Origin of the sequence: Clostridium boliviensis (genome assembly GCF_033342255.1) — a bacterium.
Taxonomy (GTDB): Bacteria; Bacillota; Clostridia; order Lachnospirales; family Lachnospiraceae; genus Lacrimispora; species Lacrimispora boliviensis.
Map to the genome: position 1 here is coordinate 36605 of NZ_JAWONS010000049.1, position 16010 is coordinate 52614.

A 16010-nucleotide genomic window follows, 5' to 3' on the forward strand; every position below is an offset into this window, starting at 1 on the left:
CTTATTTTTCAATATCATCTGCCTGTGCATCGGTAAGCTGCACATGATAAAATAAATCATAAAATGTTTTAACATCAGCCTTTACATCTTCATGATACTGCTCCGGATAAACAAGGTTGCCAAGCCAGAGAATACCGATCAGCCGGTTGACGGAAGGAGGATTACTCATGAAGCTGTAAGGAGCTGATGGAATCTGATAAACACGTCCTTCCTTCACAGCATTTAATTCAGCCCAGACGGAATCTGTTGTAATAGTCTGATAGAGAGCTTGTGAATCTGCCAGAATAATATCCGGCTGCCAGAGAAGAAGCTGCTCCATCGACACTTCACTTCCGCCTCCGCTGGATGCCTGTTCTACCTTTGCCGCATTCTCAGCCCCGATCTGTTCTATTACCCGGGCATGTATGGAACCTTCCGCATTGGTATGCAGTCCATTGTCTCCGATTGCAAAATAAACCGATTTTTTTTGATTTGCCACCAGGGAAGCCTTGACCGCTTCAGATTTTTTCAATGTGCTGTCGCAGTAATCAGCCAGCTTTTCGGCCTGCCCTGTCTCTCCAGTAATCTCTCCCAGCATTTTATAAGCAGCACTCATGGAATCTAAGTCTGCCTCTACAAACACTACCGGTATCCCTAACTGCTCAGACAATGCATCCATATCTTCCTTGACTGTCTTTTTCGCCTCACCGATATCGATGATAACATCGGGTTTTGCAGCAATCAGAGCCTCCATGTTCAGATTTGCGTTTTTCCCATAAAACTGTCCGAACCTGGGCAGTCCCCAGTATTTCTCATCAATATACTTTTTTGCACCATCTGTAAAATCCGCTGCAAGACCTGCAAGCTTGTCCGGTGCAACGGTGTATAGTACGATCTGTGCCAGTGGACCGGAGGGTGCAATTTTATGAATTTCTTCCGGCAGTGTTACCTCCCGTCCTGCTGAGTCCGTAAACACACGGGTTTTATCACTGGTGTTTTCAAAAGAACCTGCTTTTGCACTCTCAGAAGATGGGAAAGAAGCTGCCTCCGTCTTAACAGCTGCTGTTTCCTTTGTTTCCCCCTGTTGACAGCCATACATGAAAAAAACGGTGCAAAGTGCAGCTGCCAGAACTAATCCTCCTCTAAATTTTCTCATAAATCCTCCATTCTGCCATTTGGGCAATATTTATTTTCCGGTAATGCGAATCGGAGTACCAGCACGTATTACCGCTTTATATTCACCGTTTTTTACCATTTCTTTCAACTGTATTCTGTCACGAATTAAGGTTCCTGCAAGCTCGCTGACACCCAACTCAAAGAGCTGGGGTGCCAGGGGAATGCTTGGTCCCACTAAAATAACTTTTGCATTCCGTGTTAATTTAAGAAGTCTCGGCAGGGTTTTATTGACCAGTGTAAGTCCTGTAATAAACACGTAATCCATATCGTGAAGCAGGAATTCGCAGGCAGTATCCGGATAATCGTTCTCTCTTGGATTCCGCTCCAGAATGACACAGGTGGCGGCTTCCCTTAAAAATTCCTCTGCATAGCAAAAATGTCCGATAGTTGCAACTTTTTTCCCTCTGAAATCTTCTTTATGCGCCAAAAATGTATCTTCACCGGACAGCATGGTGATCTGCCCGGTTTTATTAAGGTGTTCCAGACACTCAGCCTGATTGTAAAATGCATTTACCGCCGCTGCACCAATACTTGCCTCAACAAAATTCCATGATTTTATCATTCCCGCTGCTTCCTTTAAGGACATCTCCCCCACTTCTTTTCCTGCTCTTTTCACCGTACTTAAAGGATTTGTAGCTGCTGCCCCCATACAGTCCCCTGCAGTTACCAGCGTACAGTAATTCCCTGTAAGATAATCACTTACTCTTACATCAGCTGGAATCGGCTCAATCAGACTATCATATAGTTCCCACATCTATTGTTCTCCTTCCCTGGCATGCATATTTTTCTACCACTGCGTCCATCCTCATAAATATCAATGGGTACCTGATAAAGCCTCTGAAGCAGCTCTTTAGTCAATACGTTCGACGGTTCTCCCAGCGCTGCAACTACCCCCTCCATCATGACCATGGCCTGATGGGCAAAATAAAATGCATGTTCCGGATTATGAGTGGACATCACAATCAGATAACCTTTTTCCGATAAATTCTTTAACTCTTTCATGACTCTGATCTGATTCCCGTAATCTAAACTGGCACAAGGCTCATCAAGCAGAAGAATCCTGGCATCCTGGGCAATTGCTCTGGCTATGAGTACAAGCTGCTGCTCACCGCCGCTTAACTGGCTGTAAATCCGGTCTTTTAAGCCTTCGATCCCCATCATCTCAAGCGCCTCTATGGCTTTTTTTCTTTCCTCTCTTCCAGGAGAGCCAAACAAAGACAGAGTGGCCGCAGTTCCCATCATTACCATATCAATTACCGGAAAATCGAATACCGTATCGTGATTCTGGGGAATATACGCAACTTTTTTTGCAAGCTCCCCTTCTGTATAATCCTCCTGTTTCCTTTCATCAATATAAATAGTCCCTGAAAAACCCTTTAAAAATCCCAGAATACAGCGGAACAAGGTACTTTTTCCCGTTCCGTTTTTCCCCAGAACACAGACCAGCTGCCCACCCTTCAATGTAAAAGAGGTTTTTTTTAAGACTGAATGCTTCTGATAGGAGAATTCCAGATTCTTAATCATTAATTCCATAATAGTCCCCCTTTATAGCCTGTTTCCTTCTTTTAAAATAAGATACAGGAAAAATGGTGCTCCCACAAAAGCAGTTAAAATACCAATGGGTATCTCACTGGTCGTAAGTAGTCTTGCAAAGTTATCTACAATCAGAAGAAAGCCTCCTCCAAGAAGCAGGGACGCCGGCAAAAGTCTCCTGTAGTCACTGCCAACCAGCATTCGTGCCAGGTGGGGAACAACCAGGCCTACCCAGCCGATTAAACCGCTTACGGATACTGATGCAGATGTAATCAGAGTAGCACCAAGCACTACGACAAGCCTCAGTCTTCCTGTATGGATTCCCATGCTTTTTGCCTCTTCATCCCCAAGACTTAATACATTAATTCTCCATCTGAGAAGATAAATCGGGATAATTCCAATCAAAATCCAGGGGGCTGCAAAGAATACATCTTTTTGGCGTATGGAAGCCAGACTTCCCATAAGCCAGTAGGTAATGACCGGCAGCGTATTGGTGGGGTCTGCCACAAGCTTGATAAACGAAACAGCCGCATTGGCAAGAGAACTGACCATAATGCCGGAAAGTACCAGACCCAGCACCTGATTATAGGGAACACGGCTGCTTACAAGGCAGACAATTCCCACAGCCGTCAGGCCAAAAACAAATGCACAAAGGGAAACGCCGCCGTATCCCAAAGAAAGGAACAATCCTAAAGCGGCTCCAAATCCGGCACCTGAGGATGCTCCCAGTACATCAGGCGAAACCATGGGGTTTTTAAAGATTCCCTGGTAGGCTGCTCCTGCAAAGGAAAGACCTGCACCGATCAGTGCAGCCATTAAGACTCTTGGAAGCCTGACTTTAAATACAACAGTTTCAACCTGGGAAGGCCAGGCAGTTTCAATGGGAAGTACACGGGACAGCAGAACTTTTACCAGTGTCACCGGATAAACAGGATAACGTCCCAAAAGAAACGAGCCAAAAAAGCAGAGCACAAAAAATACCCCAATCAGATAAAGATGATTATTATAACGTTTTTCCCTTATTCCCACTTATGAAATCCCTTCTCTTATATAGTTTAAGACTCTCTCTCTGGCAGTTTCTGTATCCTTTCTCCAATAGGTTAAAAGCTGATTATCCTGATTTTTTAAAACCTCTGCTTCCAGCATATCCCGAAGCCGGGGAGCGAAGGGACAGCTTCCATTGCGGCTCATCATCGTCGCATAATTTTTCCGGCTTTTAATCACTCCGATACAAAGTTTCGGACCATCCAGGCAGTCATGCACCGCTTCCATAAATTCAGGAATCAAAAGCTCAGCTCCGCCAATCTCATCCATCAGTATGAACTTCTCCTCTCCATTACCGGTAAGCAGCTTCCTTCCGGTACTCAAAAATACCTGAGGAAATAAAACCATACCGTCTTTTGTACGTCTCAGGAACACATCAGCAAGCCCTTCCCTGTAAACTCCCTTCGGTTCCCACTCCTCTTTTGCAGATGCCAGCCTAAACCCGGCTGTATCTCCGTTTTCATCCACTAACCGTTGGGAAAAAAAGCCTCCCGTAACAGCCCGGTAAGGCTTCAGACACTGAAAAAGAAGTGTAGTCTTTCCCTCTCCCGAATCTCCCTTTAAAAAAAGACTTTTACCCATTATCTGTGTCTTCCTTCCCGTCCTGCTCTTACGCTGATTAACTCGCCAGCTACACTGATTGCTATCTCAGCAGGTGTTTCTGCATATATTTCCAGTCCGATAGGGCTGTGACAGCGGTCAATTTTATCACCAGGAATTCCGTCTGCCATCAGTTTTTCTTTTATAGCAGCCAGTTTTTTTCTGCTTCCGATCACTCCTACATAACATGCATTCCTGGTCAGAACCTGTCTCTGCACAATATAATCTGACTGATGCCCCCTGGTCATGATACACACATAGTCGAATTCCCGAATCTCCAGATAATCAAAAATCCTCTGATAATCTCCTGTAATAACCTTCTCTGCTGCAGGAAATAACGTTCTATTGGCAAATTCCTCCCGGTCGTCAAATACCACACATTTAAAACCAATATGAGCAAGAACCGGAACGATCTCCTGGGCAACATGTCCTCCCCCAAATATGTAAACACAGCCGGCGCTGACAAAGGGCTCACTATAATATCTGCGTCCTCCGGCGGAAAATTGTACCGATTTATTCTTAATCATTTCTGCCTTACCCGCTTCATCCGGTCCTTCGATTCCCAAAAATCCGGAAGATTCATTATAAATTCCCAGCCCCCACGCTGCTTCATCAGTAATATCCATAATAAGCCAGCTGTTCTCATCCCGTTCAAATGCTTTGTCTATCTCACTGCAAACCGTTTGAAAATCCAGATTTTCATGATCCAGATATTGAAAATAAACCACTACATCTCCGCCGCAGATCATCCCCAAATCTGCCACCTGTTCTTTTCCCAGCACAAAACCATGGGTATAGGAGCGCTTGTCTTTCATTGCTTTTAACGCCCGTTCAACAGACTTAAATTCCACAGCGCCTCCGCCGATGGTACCGGCAGTCGTCCCGTCCTGGCGTACCAGCATATGGGAGCCGGTTCCCCTGGGCGTGGAGCCTGAGCTTGCAATAATGGTAACCAGAACGGCATCTTCCCCCTGTAATAGTGTAGATAGTACTTCACGAAACAGCTGTCTCATTATAAACCCTCCTCAAAGTATTTATTAAACAGTTCCTCTGCCTTTCCTTTCAATTCTTTTTCCAGTGCCACATACTTCTCCATCAGGCTTACTGCCTTTGGCGTAAGCTGGGAAAATCCCCCTTCCAGGCCTCCGGACTGAGTAATCAGTAATGGATATCCCAGCTGACTTTCCGCATTCTTTAACATTTTGAACCCCTTGCTGTAAGACATATTCATATGACGGCATGCTGTCTGCATTGACCCGGCGTGTTCAATCAGCATTAAAAACTGGGCCATCTCAGGACCGAAGAACACTTCATCAAATTCCAGATGCAGACTGACGGATGGGTGCATAGCCGGATGTCCAGGATGGGGAGAATAAGCAGACACCCCTTCTGCCTCAATCGCTTCAATGATTCCTTTATCCTCTACCTGGATCTCCTCCACCAGCTCATTAATGCCTGCTTGTCTGAGCGCACCGCCCAACCCTCTTTCTCCCCGGTATGAAAGCAGTGTTGGAATCAGAGTTTTATCTATCATAACCGGGTGCCCCCTTCTTCCTTCATATACCGGACAGGATGCAGCCCCGCTGCAATCCATTATCTTTTGAATCGTTTCCGGAAGAAGCATGGGGAATTTGGGCGGAAGAATCAGAATTCTGTCGCACAGATCTTCTATGTAGCGAAGCCCCATCCCAATGCTGTCGAACATCTGTGTATTCTCGTAATCCTCATTTCTTAAGCATATCACCCGTAATTTGGATATATGTTTTTCTACCTCCTTGCCATCCCTGCCGGTAATCACCACAATGGGATCTACGCCGCACCGTTTCAGGGTCATAATAATCCTTCTGATCACAGTCGTATGCCCGATTGGCAGCATGGGACTGAATGAATTGGCTGTACGCTTATGTCCCGCTGCGGTAATGACAGCACCTGTCTTCAAATAATCCCCTCCTAACCGTTATGTTTTTAAAAATATTACGCTTTTCCTAATTATAGATCATTGGAAAATATTTGTAAACCCAAATGGCATAAAAAAACTCCCGGAACAGATTTTAATCCATTCCGGGAGTATATTAATCTCCGACTAAATTTCTTATTCTTACAGGAGTACGGTAATTCCATGTGGAAATCTTTATTCCGGTTCTCCGGCTTGCTGCATGAACAATCTGCCCATTTCCAATATACATGGCAACATGATTGACCTTCCCTCCGCTGCTTGCATAAAAGAGCAGATCACCTGGTTTCATATCACCTGACTTGACCGCTTTTCCCATACCTGACTGGGAACCGGAATAATGAGGCAGTCCTATACCAAACTTTTTATAGATAGACATTGTAAATCCGGAGCAGTCCGCTCCTTTTGTCAGGCTGGTTCCTCCCCATACATATGGATTGCCCAGAAATTGAAGGGCGTAATTAACAATCTGAGTTCTTAAAGAGGACTGCGCATTGGCTTTCTCTTCAAGAGGAGAGAATTTAATGGCTTCCGGCAGGGCATAGCGGACATCAACGTAATCGGTAGAAACAAATGCACTGCTGTTTTCTTCCAGTTCAATCTCAATCCAGCCGTCAATCTGCTTTAATACCGGATATTTCTCATTGTTAGAAATCTGGGTCCATATCTTGGCATCAGTGGATGGCTCCGTTCTGGCATTAAGCATATCGGTATTCACCACCGCCATCAGTTCCGCAACCTGCATGGCCTCATCCTTTGCCGGCTGACCGGTCAGAATAAAGTCTGACTTCACATAACCGGTTACTTTTCCAGACTGGATCTTATACCAGCCGTCATCTGTTGTCTCAAGAATATTACCGGCTGCCTTACTTGGCATCTTAGCAATGATCTTCGCGCTCTCATTCGGTTCCTGTCTGACATTGAGATAATTATCCACATCAGAAATTCCAATATTCTTATAATAGTTGAATACCATGGCTTTTAAATCCAGCTTCCTGGCTTCGTTCATGGAATATTCAAGTTTCACATAGTCAGCAGACATATATCCGGTTGGTGTCTGTACCCATCCATCGGACTGTCCCACCACTTCATACCGTTCATCCGTAAGTGCCTGTCCTACCACATCGGAATCCGTAGACGGTTCTTTTCTGATATTCAGATTATCCGTTTGTACGACAGCCCTGAGCTTTACCAGATCCTGGGCCTTCTTCTTAGCATCTTCTCCGGTTAATACATACTCTGAAGTAATATATCCTTCAATACCGCCGGATTTGATGTGGTACCAACCCTGCTTCGTATCTTCTAAAATATCACAGGCGCTGTCTCCCAGCAGTTTTCCAATAACGTCTGCATCTGTCCCCGGTTCCTTACGGACATTTAAATATCCGCTTACCTGAACAACACCAAGGTTTTTATAGGATCCGATCACGCTTTCCCGTTCCATGGCCTCTTTCGCTTTTTGTTCCGCTTCATTATCCTTCTTTTGCTCAGAACCGTCGGCTGCCTTCGCTCCAACTGCTTCCGAGGCTGTAGCTGAAGCAGGTCTTGCACTCTTTTGCTTCCTGACAGCTATACCTGCCGCAGTAGCAACCGTTACCAGGAGAACTGCAGAACCTGCAAGTATAAGTATTTTTTTATAATCATTTTTATTACGTTTCTTTTTTGCTTTATCCAAACGGATTATGTAGTCTTTTTTCTCGTTGTTTTCCATCCTGTGTTTTCTCTCCATCCTCATATATTCGTCGGCTGACCGATTCAGTTTATGAGCCTATCTGCTACAGTATATCACAAATTGTTACATTATGCGACATGTGAATTTCAAAAAATTATTAAGATTATGTTACAAATCAGTTAAAAAAAGGACCGGAAGCTTCTCTTAAAAGCCCCAGGTCCTGATCTTTCATTTACTTAGCAAGAATCATACGGTCGTTTGTAAATTCCTCTCCGCTTGCTTCCTCAAACTTTTTCAGCAGATCTTCTACTTCCAGTTTTTTCTTTTCTGCTCCTGAAACATCATATATGATACGGCCTTCATGCATCATAATCAGCCGGTTTCCAATCTGAATCGCATCCTTCATATTATGAGTAATCATGAGTGTGGTAAGATTCTGCTCCGCTACAATTTCCTGCGTGATATCAAGAACTTTTCTGGCTGTCTTAGGGTCCAGTGCAGCTGTATGCTCATCTAACAAAAGGAGCCTGGGCTTTTGAAGTGTTGCCATCAAAAGCGTAAGCGCCTGCCTCTGCCCTCCGGAAAGAAGTCCTACCTTATTGGTCATCCGGTCCTGCAGTCCCAGTCCCAGCTTTTGAATCGCTTCATAATAAAATGCCTTCTCATCGGATTTTATTCCCCATGATAAGCCTCTTGTTTTCCCCCTTCTGTAAGCAAGTGCCATATTCTCCTGAATCTCCATTCCGGCAGCTGTACCCATCATTGGATCCTGGAACACTCTTCCAATGTACTTGGCTCTCTTATATTCCGGATATCTGGAAATGTTAATACCATCAATCTCAATCTTTCCGGAATCAATGGGATATACACCTGCAATCATATTTAACATGGTAGACTTGCCAGCTCCGTTTCCGCCGATCACCGTAACAAAATCCCCCTCATTCAGATGAAGGTGAATGCCGTTCAGCGCTTTTTTCTCATTGATTGTATTCTTGTTAAATGTTTTTCTTACATTCTTAATATCAAGCATGATCATTCTCCTCCTTCTGTGTAAGAATTTTTTAAACGAAGTTTTCTTACCACAACAGGTACGCAAAGAGCCACTGCAACAATCGCTGCTGATAAAAGTTTCATATCATTGGCATTCATACCCATTCTCAATACAACCGCACGGATCACGAAATAGAGGACGGAGCCCACTACTGCAGAAGTCAGCTTACTTCCAAATGAACGCAGACGTCCCATCAGCACATCTCCGATGACAATTGCTGCCAGACCGATGACAATCGCGCCGGTTCCCATACCAATATCTGCATATTTCTGGCTTTGGCAGACAAGACCGCCTGATATTCCAACCAGTCCGTTGCTGATTACAAGAGCTAAAAGCTTGGTCCAGTTGGTATTAACGCCCTGGGCGCGGATCATGGATTCATTATTACCGGTAGCACGCATGGCACTTCCGATTTCCGTTCCAAAAAAACAGTAAAGAAGCACAATCATTATTACTGCAATTCCAATACCAATCAAAAGAGAAGCAATCGGTTTATTGAACCCTGTAATATCAATGAATCTGGACATAATGGTATCTGTCTTTAAAAGTGGAACATTACTCTTGCCTCCCATAATCCGAAGATTAACAGACCACAATCCTATCTGGGTCAATATTCCCGCTAAAATTGCAGGAATTTCAAAGATTGTATGTAACAATCCTGTCACCGCACCAGCTGCCATTCCTGCAATTGCCGCCACTGCCAGGGCAACCCACGGGTCCATATGAAAGTTCAGGATCATAACAGCGCAGACACAGCCGCCAAGTGCAAAGCTTCCATCTACAGTCAGATCCGCTATATCCAATAATTTAAAGGTGATATAAACACCCAACACCATAATCCCCCACAAAACACCCTGAACTACTGCGTCCTGAAGGGATACTATTAAACCGCTCATCTATCATTCCTCCGTTGTCTTCTTTACACTGACATAAATGCCTTACATAAAAAATGTATGATTCATCTTTTATGTAAAGCATCTATGGATTACAGGCGGTCGTTTTTCTGGCCGCCTGTAGTTTCTACCATTTATATTTCGTATTATTTCAGACCGGATAAATCAATCCCCAGTGCCTTTGCAGTCTCTTCATTTACAGATAGTTTGCACTTCTCAAGAGGAAGGTATTCAATTGGCATTTGGGAAACATCGGCATCCTCCGTTAAGATCTTAACTGCCTGCAGTCCGGTCAAGTATCCCAGTTCGTAATAATCGATACCATAAGTTGCAAGACCGCCAGCTTTTACCATCCCATCCTCTCCGCAGATCGTAGGAAGTTTATTTTCATTGGCAATCATCGCTACTGTTGCCATACCAGCCGCAATGGTGTTATCAGTGGGCGCATAAATCGCATCTACTTTACCTACCATGGAGGTTACAACAGTCTGGATCTCATTGGAACTGGAAACAGTATAATCCACGGCTGTCATGCCGGCCGCCTCAATCGCTTCCTTTGCCATCTTTGCCTGGATTTCAGAATTGGATTCTGCAGTACAGTAAAGAATACCTACGGTTTTTGCATCAGGAAGAATCTTCTTTAATAACGAGATCTGTTCCTTTACCGGAGTCAGATCTGAAGTTCCACTGATATTGCCTCCAGGCATATCATTGCTTTCAACCAGATCAGAAGCTGCCGGGTCCGTAACAGCAGTTACCAGAACCGGAATTTCACTGGTTGCACCTGCTACAGCCTGGGCTGCCGGAGTTGCAATGGCAAGAATTAAATCATCGCCATCATTCACCAGCTTGCTGGCAATGGTCTGACAGGTAGGCTGGTCACCGGAAGCATTCTGCTGATCAACCGTATAATTAAGTCCTGCGTCATCAAGCGCCTGGATAAACCCTTTATTGGAAGCATCAAGAGCCGTATGCTGAACCAGCTGAAGAACTCCAATCTTATATTGTTTCCCATCTGCCGTTTTAGCTGCAGTTGTTTCAGTCCCTCCTGCTGATTCAGAACTTTGTGCTGCAGTGGTGTCTGCAGGCGCCTCCGTCTTTTCAGGTGCTTTGCCGGAGCACGCGGCAAGGGATAACATCATGACACCTGCAAGTGCCAGGGATAATGCTTTCGCTTTCTTTTTCATAATTTCTCTCCTCTTCCTTCCAAAACTTGTCCTGTTTAGAACTTAATTTGTATCATACTACAAAAAATAACCTCCGTCAATTTTATTACTTTAAATTTATGTGTTTTTAAAGTGTTAAAGCACATTTTCGTCATTTTAACTTATATTGTTAACTGTTACATATAATTTATTATGCAAAAAGCTATTTTAATATCTAAATCTTATGCTGTTTTTAGTTCAAATAAATGCTGACCGGTTTTTCCATCCTATAAGTTTATTAATGATCTGTGCGATGTATTAAGAAATAACCAAAAAAATATTAAGATTCATTTCAATAGTCACACAATATAATTATAATAAAGGAGGTATTTAAATATGGGATCAATATTAAGAAGAAAACTTTTATTGCGATTAATTTCAGTAATCGTGCTTGTTACACTGATAAGCACAGTGCCGGTTCAGGCTGCCTTTTGGAATCTTACCGGTGACGTGGGTACACACGACCCTGCACTGATTAAAGAGGGGAATCTCTGGTGGTCACCTTATACCGGTAAGGGGTTGGCAATGAAATACTCCACAGATGGAAAGACCTGGCAAAATGGAGTGCAGATTTTTGAATCAGAACTGCCCTGGTGGAGGTCCTATGCTCCTGGTATGGGATCAAATGATGTATGGGCCCCGGATATTGAATATTATAATGGACGTTATTACATGTACTACTGCGTATCAGAATTTGGAAAAAATAATTCAGCCATAGGGCTTACTTCCTGCTCCAGTATTTTATCTGGCGACTGGAGGGATGACGGAATGGTTATCTCTTCAAAAAACGGGACCAATTCATACAATGCTCTTGATCCCAACCTGGTAATTGACACAAACGGGAGTCCCTGGCTTGTTTTTGGTTCCTGGTTTGACGGTCTGCATATTGTAGAACTGAATAAGACTACAATGAAGCCGAATGGTACCATTTATTCCATTGCGATTAAATCAGGAGGCATAGAGGCCGGCTCCATAATTTACAAGGACGGATATTATTATCTCTTTGCATCTATCGGTGTGTGCTGCCAGGGCGTAAACAGTACTTATAAGATCATCTATGGCCGGTCTAAAAGCATTACAGGACCATTTGTGGATAAGAATGGGACAAGCATGACTAACGGAGGCGGCACCATCTTAGATTCTGGCAATTCCAGATGGAAGGGTCCGGGTGGTCAAGATGTATATAAGAACGGAAATAACTATATAATTGCACGCCATGCATATGATGCTGAAAATAACGGAAATCCAACCTTATTGATCAGCGACCTGTATTTCAGTAATGGATGGCCAGCCTATTAATTAACAGAATTATTTGATTCAGACCGTTAATCAAAAAGCTGTTTGAATCTCTAAATCTTATACTGTTTTTTTGCATGAAAAAGGAGCTGCGCGCTAATTACTTAGTGCGACAGCCCCTTTTTTATTCATTAACCCGCAAGAAAACCCTTGCCAATAATTTCACTTGAATTAGAAATGAGTACAAAAGCTGACGGCTCAACCCTTCGTATATAATTCCGAAGCTTCAGTGCCTGGGAACGCTTCATGGTTGTCAGGATCACCGTCTTTTTGTGATGGCTGTAAGCCCCCTGGGCTTCATACACAGTAGCGCTTCGATTCAGTCCGTGAATAATATAATCGCAGATCGGAGCGGGATCATCACAAATGATACTGAAACATTTACAAAGATTCATATTTTCTATAACATCATCAATTACCAGTGACTTCGCCATTAATCCCAGGGAAGAAAATAATCCCGTCTGAGGGCCAAAAACAAAATAAGCGATAATCACTCCGGTTACATCCACTAACAACAGTACTGTTCCAATGTTAAAACTGGTATACCTTTTTAATATCATAGCAATTATATCTGTGCCTCCGCTGGAGGCTCCAATATTAAACAGGATTGCTGATCCAATACTGGGCAGAAGTATAGCAAAAATCAGTTCCAGCAGCGGTTCACTTGTCAGCGGTCTGGAAATCGGGCATACCTTTTCCAGGATATATAAGAACACCGACATCATGACACTGGCATAAACTGTCTTAACACCAAAGCTCCGTCCTAAAAATAGAAATCCGAGCGCTAGCAGTACTGTGTTAACAATTGTGGTAAATTCGCTGGCTGACCAATGGGTCAATGCACTGATTACAGTCGCAAGCCCGGTTACACCTCCGAAAGCAAAATTGTTGGGAAATTTAAAAAAGTAAATCCCCACCACCATTATCCAGATGCTGAACGTAATCAGTCCATACTCTGTAAGCGTTCTCAGTGTCTTATTTTCTATCTGCTTCATGACTGTTATTATGTCCCCCTCCGGCTCATCAGTCCGGTTCCGTATTCAGTAAACGGAAGCTTCCCAACCGTTCCCACTAGAATATAACTCAAAGGGGCGATAATTACAAACATGATTCTCTCTTATATTCTCACAATCTTTCTATTGTGGCACCAGATGAAAACCCATACTGGAGAGAAAACGTACAAACCCTTCTCTTCCGGTATCATTGCACGCAAAGACGCCGCAATCCTCCAGCACACGTTCAAAGACAAGTCCAACCTCTTTCTTTAATATTTCCTCTATATTATCCTTTGTAAAGGATTCATAATTAGTACGGAAGGAATCCACCCAGTCTCCATGCTTTTCAATTGTTTCGCTGCTTCTTATGTCTTTTCCTTCAATCAGGTATTCCGATATCAGATTCAGTTCATCCTTCAGTCTGGAAGGAAGAACAGCAAGACCCATCACTTCAATTAAACCGATGTTTTCTTTCTTAATATGGTGAAGCTCCTCATGCGGATGATAAACGCCATATGGAAATTCTTCCGTTGTTATGTTATTTCTCAATACAAGATCCAGTTCATATTCTTCCCCCCGCTTTCTTGCGATGGGAGTAATTGTATTATGAGGTTGTCCGCCGGTACTTGCAAAAATAAAGGCCGATTCATCGGTATAGGCTCTCCAGGCTTTCAGCACTCTGGAACCAAGCTCGATTAAATCTTCCGGGTTTCTGCTTCTTGTACGTAATACAGACATGGGCCATTTCACAATGCCGGCTGTCAAACCATCAAATCCGTCGATGCAAAACTGCTCTTTAACGGGAGCCTTTGCCATTGCAAATTCATAATTCCCTCCCTGAAAATGATCATGGGATAAAATGGATCCCCCTACAATCGGAAGGTCCGCATTGGATCCAAGAAAATAATGAGGAAACTGTTTAACAAAATCAAATAATTTTACAAAGGTTTCCCTTTCAATTTTCATAGGAGTATGGGTTCCGTTAAACACGATACAGTGTTCGTTATAATAAACATAGGGAGAGTACTGAAATCCCCATTGGCTGTCATTGATGGTTAACCGTATAATTCTGTGATTGTTTCTGGCGGGCTGATCCGTTCTTCCCGCGTACCCTTCGTTTTCCATGCAAAGCTGACATTTGGGATAACCGCTCTGCTTCGCAAGCTTTGCTGCTGCTATAGCTTTGGGATCTTTCTCGGGCTTTGATAAATTAATGGTGATATCCAGATCTCCGTATTTGGATGGTGTCACCCATCTCATATCCTTTTTTATCCGATACCGCCTGATGTAATCAGAGTCCTGACTCAGTTTATAATAATAATCAGTGGCTGCCTGAGGTGACTGATGATTGTAAAGCCCCCAGAATCTGGTTCCCACTTCACTGGGCCTGGGCATCAGACAGTTCATCAGCTTCGTATCCAGCAAATCCCTGTATGTAATACTGTTTTCGGGAATGATACCAGTCTCAAATGCATAATCAAGCATTTGTCCAAGCACCTCCTTAAGATCTGTCTTCCCCGGCTCTTCCTCAGGCTCTTCATACTCGTCCATCCACAATACATCGAGAATTTGATTCACTGCATAATAACGGTCTGCCTCACTGATCAGCCCTGTTTCCAGTCCATAAGTTACCAGTTTCTTAATTGCCATATCAATCATTCTGCTATTCCTCCTGGAGTTCATTCCACCTATTGTCTTTCCCATTATACCTTTGACAAAACAGTAACACAATACAATATTTTTTTATTTAATACAATTTTTTTATAACCTCTTTAATTCTGCTAATTATCATGGACCCCAGTATTCCTATAACTAGCCCAGCCGCTGTGCCTGCAATCAGCAGCATGGGAAGGTAAAAAAATACTCCCGCCTGCTTTACCACAAATGCAGCGACTGTAATCTGCCCGATGTTATGGCCGATCCCCCCCAGAATGCTGATTCCTGAAGTTCCAAACCAGTTTTTCTTTTTGCAAATAACCATAACCGCAATGCTAAGTCCCCAGCCAGCCAGACTGTACAGCATGGCAAATAAATTTCCGAATGTAAAACCTGTCAGTACAATTCGAAGAAGAGAAACAACTACAGTTCCAGCAGTTCCTACCGTATAAAGTCCGACAACAGTCACAAGATTTGCCAGTCCCAGCTTAACACCCGGTATTCCCAGAGAAATTGGTATAAGACTTTCAACAAAGCTGAGAACAAAGGCAAGTGCAATCAGCATTCCGTAAAGCGCGGCCATGTGTGCCGATTTCTTTTTTTTCATGATTAAGCTCCTTCTTTTAACATGCCGCTTTTATCTTATCACATTCCCCTCATTGTGTAAAAATAAAAAATCCCGGAAAGGGCACTATGTGCCGGTTTCCGGGATTTAGCTATAACTCTACTGCTTTCCTGCCTGGTTTAAACAGTCTTTTACTCCGTTGACAAATCCCATTAAGTTAATGCTGACAGAAGATACTGAATCCGTGTACCCCTCTTCATTAACAAGACCTTCCAATGACTGGTGCTCCAGCACATAACCCACAACTGCTTCTGCCTGTTCATGCCACTTGGGTCCGTTCTCCGTCATCACATACTTTCCATCCATGGAAAGCTGGCTCTTTTTGCTTCCG

At 43.5% G+C, this 16010-nt stretch carries 15 protein-coding genes and 1 pseudogene; 1 reads left to right on the plus strand and 15 read right to left on the minus strand.

Translation table 11 applies throughout. The features are described from left to right. Window position 1: 1 nt before the first annotated feature. The 11 genes from RZO55_RS02560 to RZO55_RS02610 all read right to left on the minus strand — a co-directional run bounded on the left by RZO55_RS02560 (window position 2) and on the right by RZO55_RS02610 (window position 11089). On the minus strand, window positions 2-1135 hold the full coding sequence (locus tag RZO55_RS02560; RefSeq protein WP_318062734.1) for an ABC transporter substrate-binding protein: 1134 nt from the start codon (window positions 1133-1135) through the stop codon (window positions 2-4). 30 nt (window positions 1136-1165) lie between these two features. Beyond that, complete coding sequence (locus RZO55_RS02565) at window positions 1166-1909, minus strand: Rossmann-like domain-containing protein (protein WP_318062735.1); 744 nt, start codon at window positions 1907-1909, stop codon at window positions 1166-1168. Continuing rightward, a complete protein-coding gene (locus RZO55_RS02570; protein ID WP_318062736.1) occupies window positions 1885-2688 on the minus strand; it encodes an ABC transporter ATP-binding protein in 804 nt (267 codons plus the stop codon). Before RZO55_RS02570 ends, RZO55_RS02565 begins: the two co-directional genes overlap by 25 nt. A gap of 12 nt (window positions 2689-2700) precedes the next feature. After that, a complete protein-coding gene (locus RZO55_RS02575; protein WP_336624247.1) occupies window positions 2701-3717 on the minus strand; it encodes a FecCD family ABC transporter permease in 1017 nt (338 codons plus the stop codon). Beyond that, window positions 3718-4314 carry a nucleoside-triphosphatase gene (locus RZO55_RS02580; RefSeq protein WP_318062737.1) on the minus strand — a complete coding sequence of 199 codons (597 nt, stop codon included), beginning with the start codon at window positions 4312-4314 and terminating at the stop codon, window positions 3718-3720. It abuts the gene before it with no gap. Beyond that, window positions 4314-5345 carry an XdhC family protein gene (locus RZO55_RS02585; protein ID WP_318062738.1) on the minus strand — a complete coding sequence of 344 codons (1032 nt, stop codon included), beginning with the start codon at window positions 5343-5345 and terminating at the stop codon, window positions 4314-4316. Before RZO55_RS02585 ends, RZO55_RS02580 begins: the two co-directional genes overlap by 1 nt. After that, a complete protein-coding gene (locus RZO55_RS02590; RefSeq protein WP_318062739.1) occupies window positions 5345-6271 on the minus strand; it encodes an NTP transferase domain-containing protein in 927 nt (308 codons plus the stop codon). Before RZO55_RS02590 ends, RZO55_RS02585 begins: the two co-directional genes overlap by 1 nt. Before the next feature lie 133 nt (window positions 6272-6404). Next, the gene (locus RZO55_RS02595) at window positions 6405-7997 is read right to left on the minus strand and encodes a C40 family peptidase (protein WP_318062740.1); all 1593 of its coding nucleotides are present in this window, start codon (window positions 7995-7997) and stop codon (window positions 6405-6407) included. Window positions 7998-8190: 193 nt separating this feature from the next. After that, on the minus strand, window positions 8191-8988 hold the full coding sequence (locus RZO55_RS02600; RefSeq protein WP_318062741.1) for an ABC transporter ATP-binding protein: 798 nt from the start codon (window positions 8986-8988) through the stop codon (window positions 8191-8193). A gap of 2 nt (window positions 8989-8990) precedes the next feature. Further along, window positions 8991-9905 (minus strand): ABC transporter permease, encoded by a 915-nt coding sequence (locus RZO55_RS02605; protein WP_318062742.1) that lies wholly within the window; start codon window positions 9903-9905, stop codon window positions 8991-8993. Window positions 9906-10048: 143 nt separating this feature from the next. After that, entirely contained in the window at window positions 10049-11089 is a 1041-nt protein-coding gene (locus tag RZO55_RS02610; RefSeq protein ID WP_318062743.1) for an ABC transporter substrate-binding protein, read from the minus strand. Window positions 11090-11443: 354 nt separating this feature from the next. Here RZO55_RS02610 and RZO55_RS02615 point away from each other — a divergent pair, with 354 nt between their 5' ends. Further along, window positions 11444-12406 carry a glycoside hydrolase family 43 protein gene (locus tag RZO55_RS02615; protein WP_318062744.1) on the plus strand — a complete coding sequence of 321 codons (963 nt, stop codon included), beginning with the start codon at window positions 11444-11446 and terminating at the stop codon, window positions 12404-12406. A 128-nt stretch (window positions 12407-12534) separates the two neighbouring features. Here RZO55_RS02615 and RZO55_RS02620 read toward each other — a convergent pair whose 3' ends face one another. The 4 genes and pseudogenes from RZO55_RS02620 to RZO55_RS02635 form a co-directional block, all read right to left on the minus strand. Continuing rightward, window positions 12535-13398, minus strand: a complete 864-nt coding sequence (locus tag RZO55_RS02620; RefSeq protein ID WP_318062745.1) for a YitT family protein — start codon at window positions 13396-13398, stop codon at window positions 12535-12537. A 141-nt stretch (window positions 13399-13539) separates the two neighbouring features. Beyond that, on the minus strand, window positions 13540-15057 hold the full coding sequence (gene galT / locus RZO55_RS02625; RefSeq protein ID WP_318062746.1) for a UDP-glucose--hexose-1-phosphate uridylyltransferase: 1518 nt from the start codon (window positions 15055-15057) through the stop codon (window positions 13540-13542). Window positions 15058-15145: 88 nt separating this feature from the next. Then, a complete protein-coding gene (locus RZO55_RS02630; RefSeq protein WP_318062747.1) occupies window positions 15146-15661 on the minus strand; it encodes a Gx transporter family protein in 516 nt (171 codons plus the stop codon). Window positions 15662-15778: 117 nt separating this feature from the next. After that, window positions 15779-16010 (minus strand): annotated as a pseudogene (locus RZO55_RS02635) (hypothetical protein); the annotation flags it as partial.

Bases quoted from the DNA above. Each gene is read 5' to 3' on its own strand.
- galT (WP_318062746.1), bottom strand. From the start codon at position 15,057: ATGATTGATATGGCAATTAAGAAACTGGTAACTTATGGACTGGAAACA.
- RZO55_RS02600 (WP_318062741.1), bottom strand. From the start codon at position 8,988: ATGCTTGATATTAAGAATGTAAGAAAAACATTTAACAAGAATACAATC.
- RZO55_RS02605 (WP_318062742.1), bottom strand. From the start codon at position 9,905: ATGAGCGGTTTAATAGTATCCCTTCAGGACGCAGTAGTTCAGGGTGTT.
- RZO55_RS02570 (WP_318062736.1), bottom strand. From the start codon at position 2,688: ATGGAATTAATGATTAAGAATCTGGAATTCTCCTATCAGAAGCATTCA.
- RZO55_RS02595 (WP_318062740.1), bottom strand. From the start codon at position 7,997: ATGGAAAACAACGAGAAAAAAGACTACATAATCCGTTTGGATAAAGCA.
- RZO55_RS02615 (WP_318062744.1), top strand. From the start codon at position 11,444: ATGGGATCAATATTAAGAAGAAAACTTTTATTGCGATTAATTTCAGTA.
- RZO55_RS02620 (WP_318062745.1), bottom strand. From the start codon at position 13,398: ATGAAGCAGATAGAAAATAAGACACTGAGAACGCTTACAGAGTATGGA.
- RZO55_RS02580 (WP_318062737.1), bottom strand. From the start codon at position 4,314: ATGGGTAAAAGTCTTTTTTTAAAGGGAGATTCGGGAGAGGGAAAGACT.
- RZO55_RS02630 (WP_318062747.1), bottom strand. From the start codon at position 15,661: ATGAAAAAAAAGAAATCGGCACACATGGCCGCGCTTTACGGAATGCTG.
- RZO55_RS02585 (WP_318062738.1), bottom strand. From the start codon at position 5,345: ATGAGACAGCTGTTTCGTGAAGTACTATCTACACTATTACAGGGGGAA.
- RZO55_RS02565 (WP_318062735.1), bottom strand. From the start codon at position 1,909: ATGTGGGAACTATATGATAGTCTGATTGAGCCGATTCCAGCTGATGTA.
- RZO55_RS02610 (WP_318062743.1), bottom strand. From the start codon at position 11,089: ATGAAAAAGAAAGCGAAAGCATTATCCCTGGCACTTGCAGGTGTCATG.
- RZO55_RS02560 (WP_318062734.1), bottom strand. From the start codon at position 1,135: ATGAGAAAATTTAGAGGAGGATTAGTTCTGGCAGCTGCACTTTGCACC.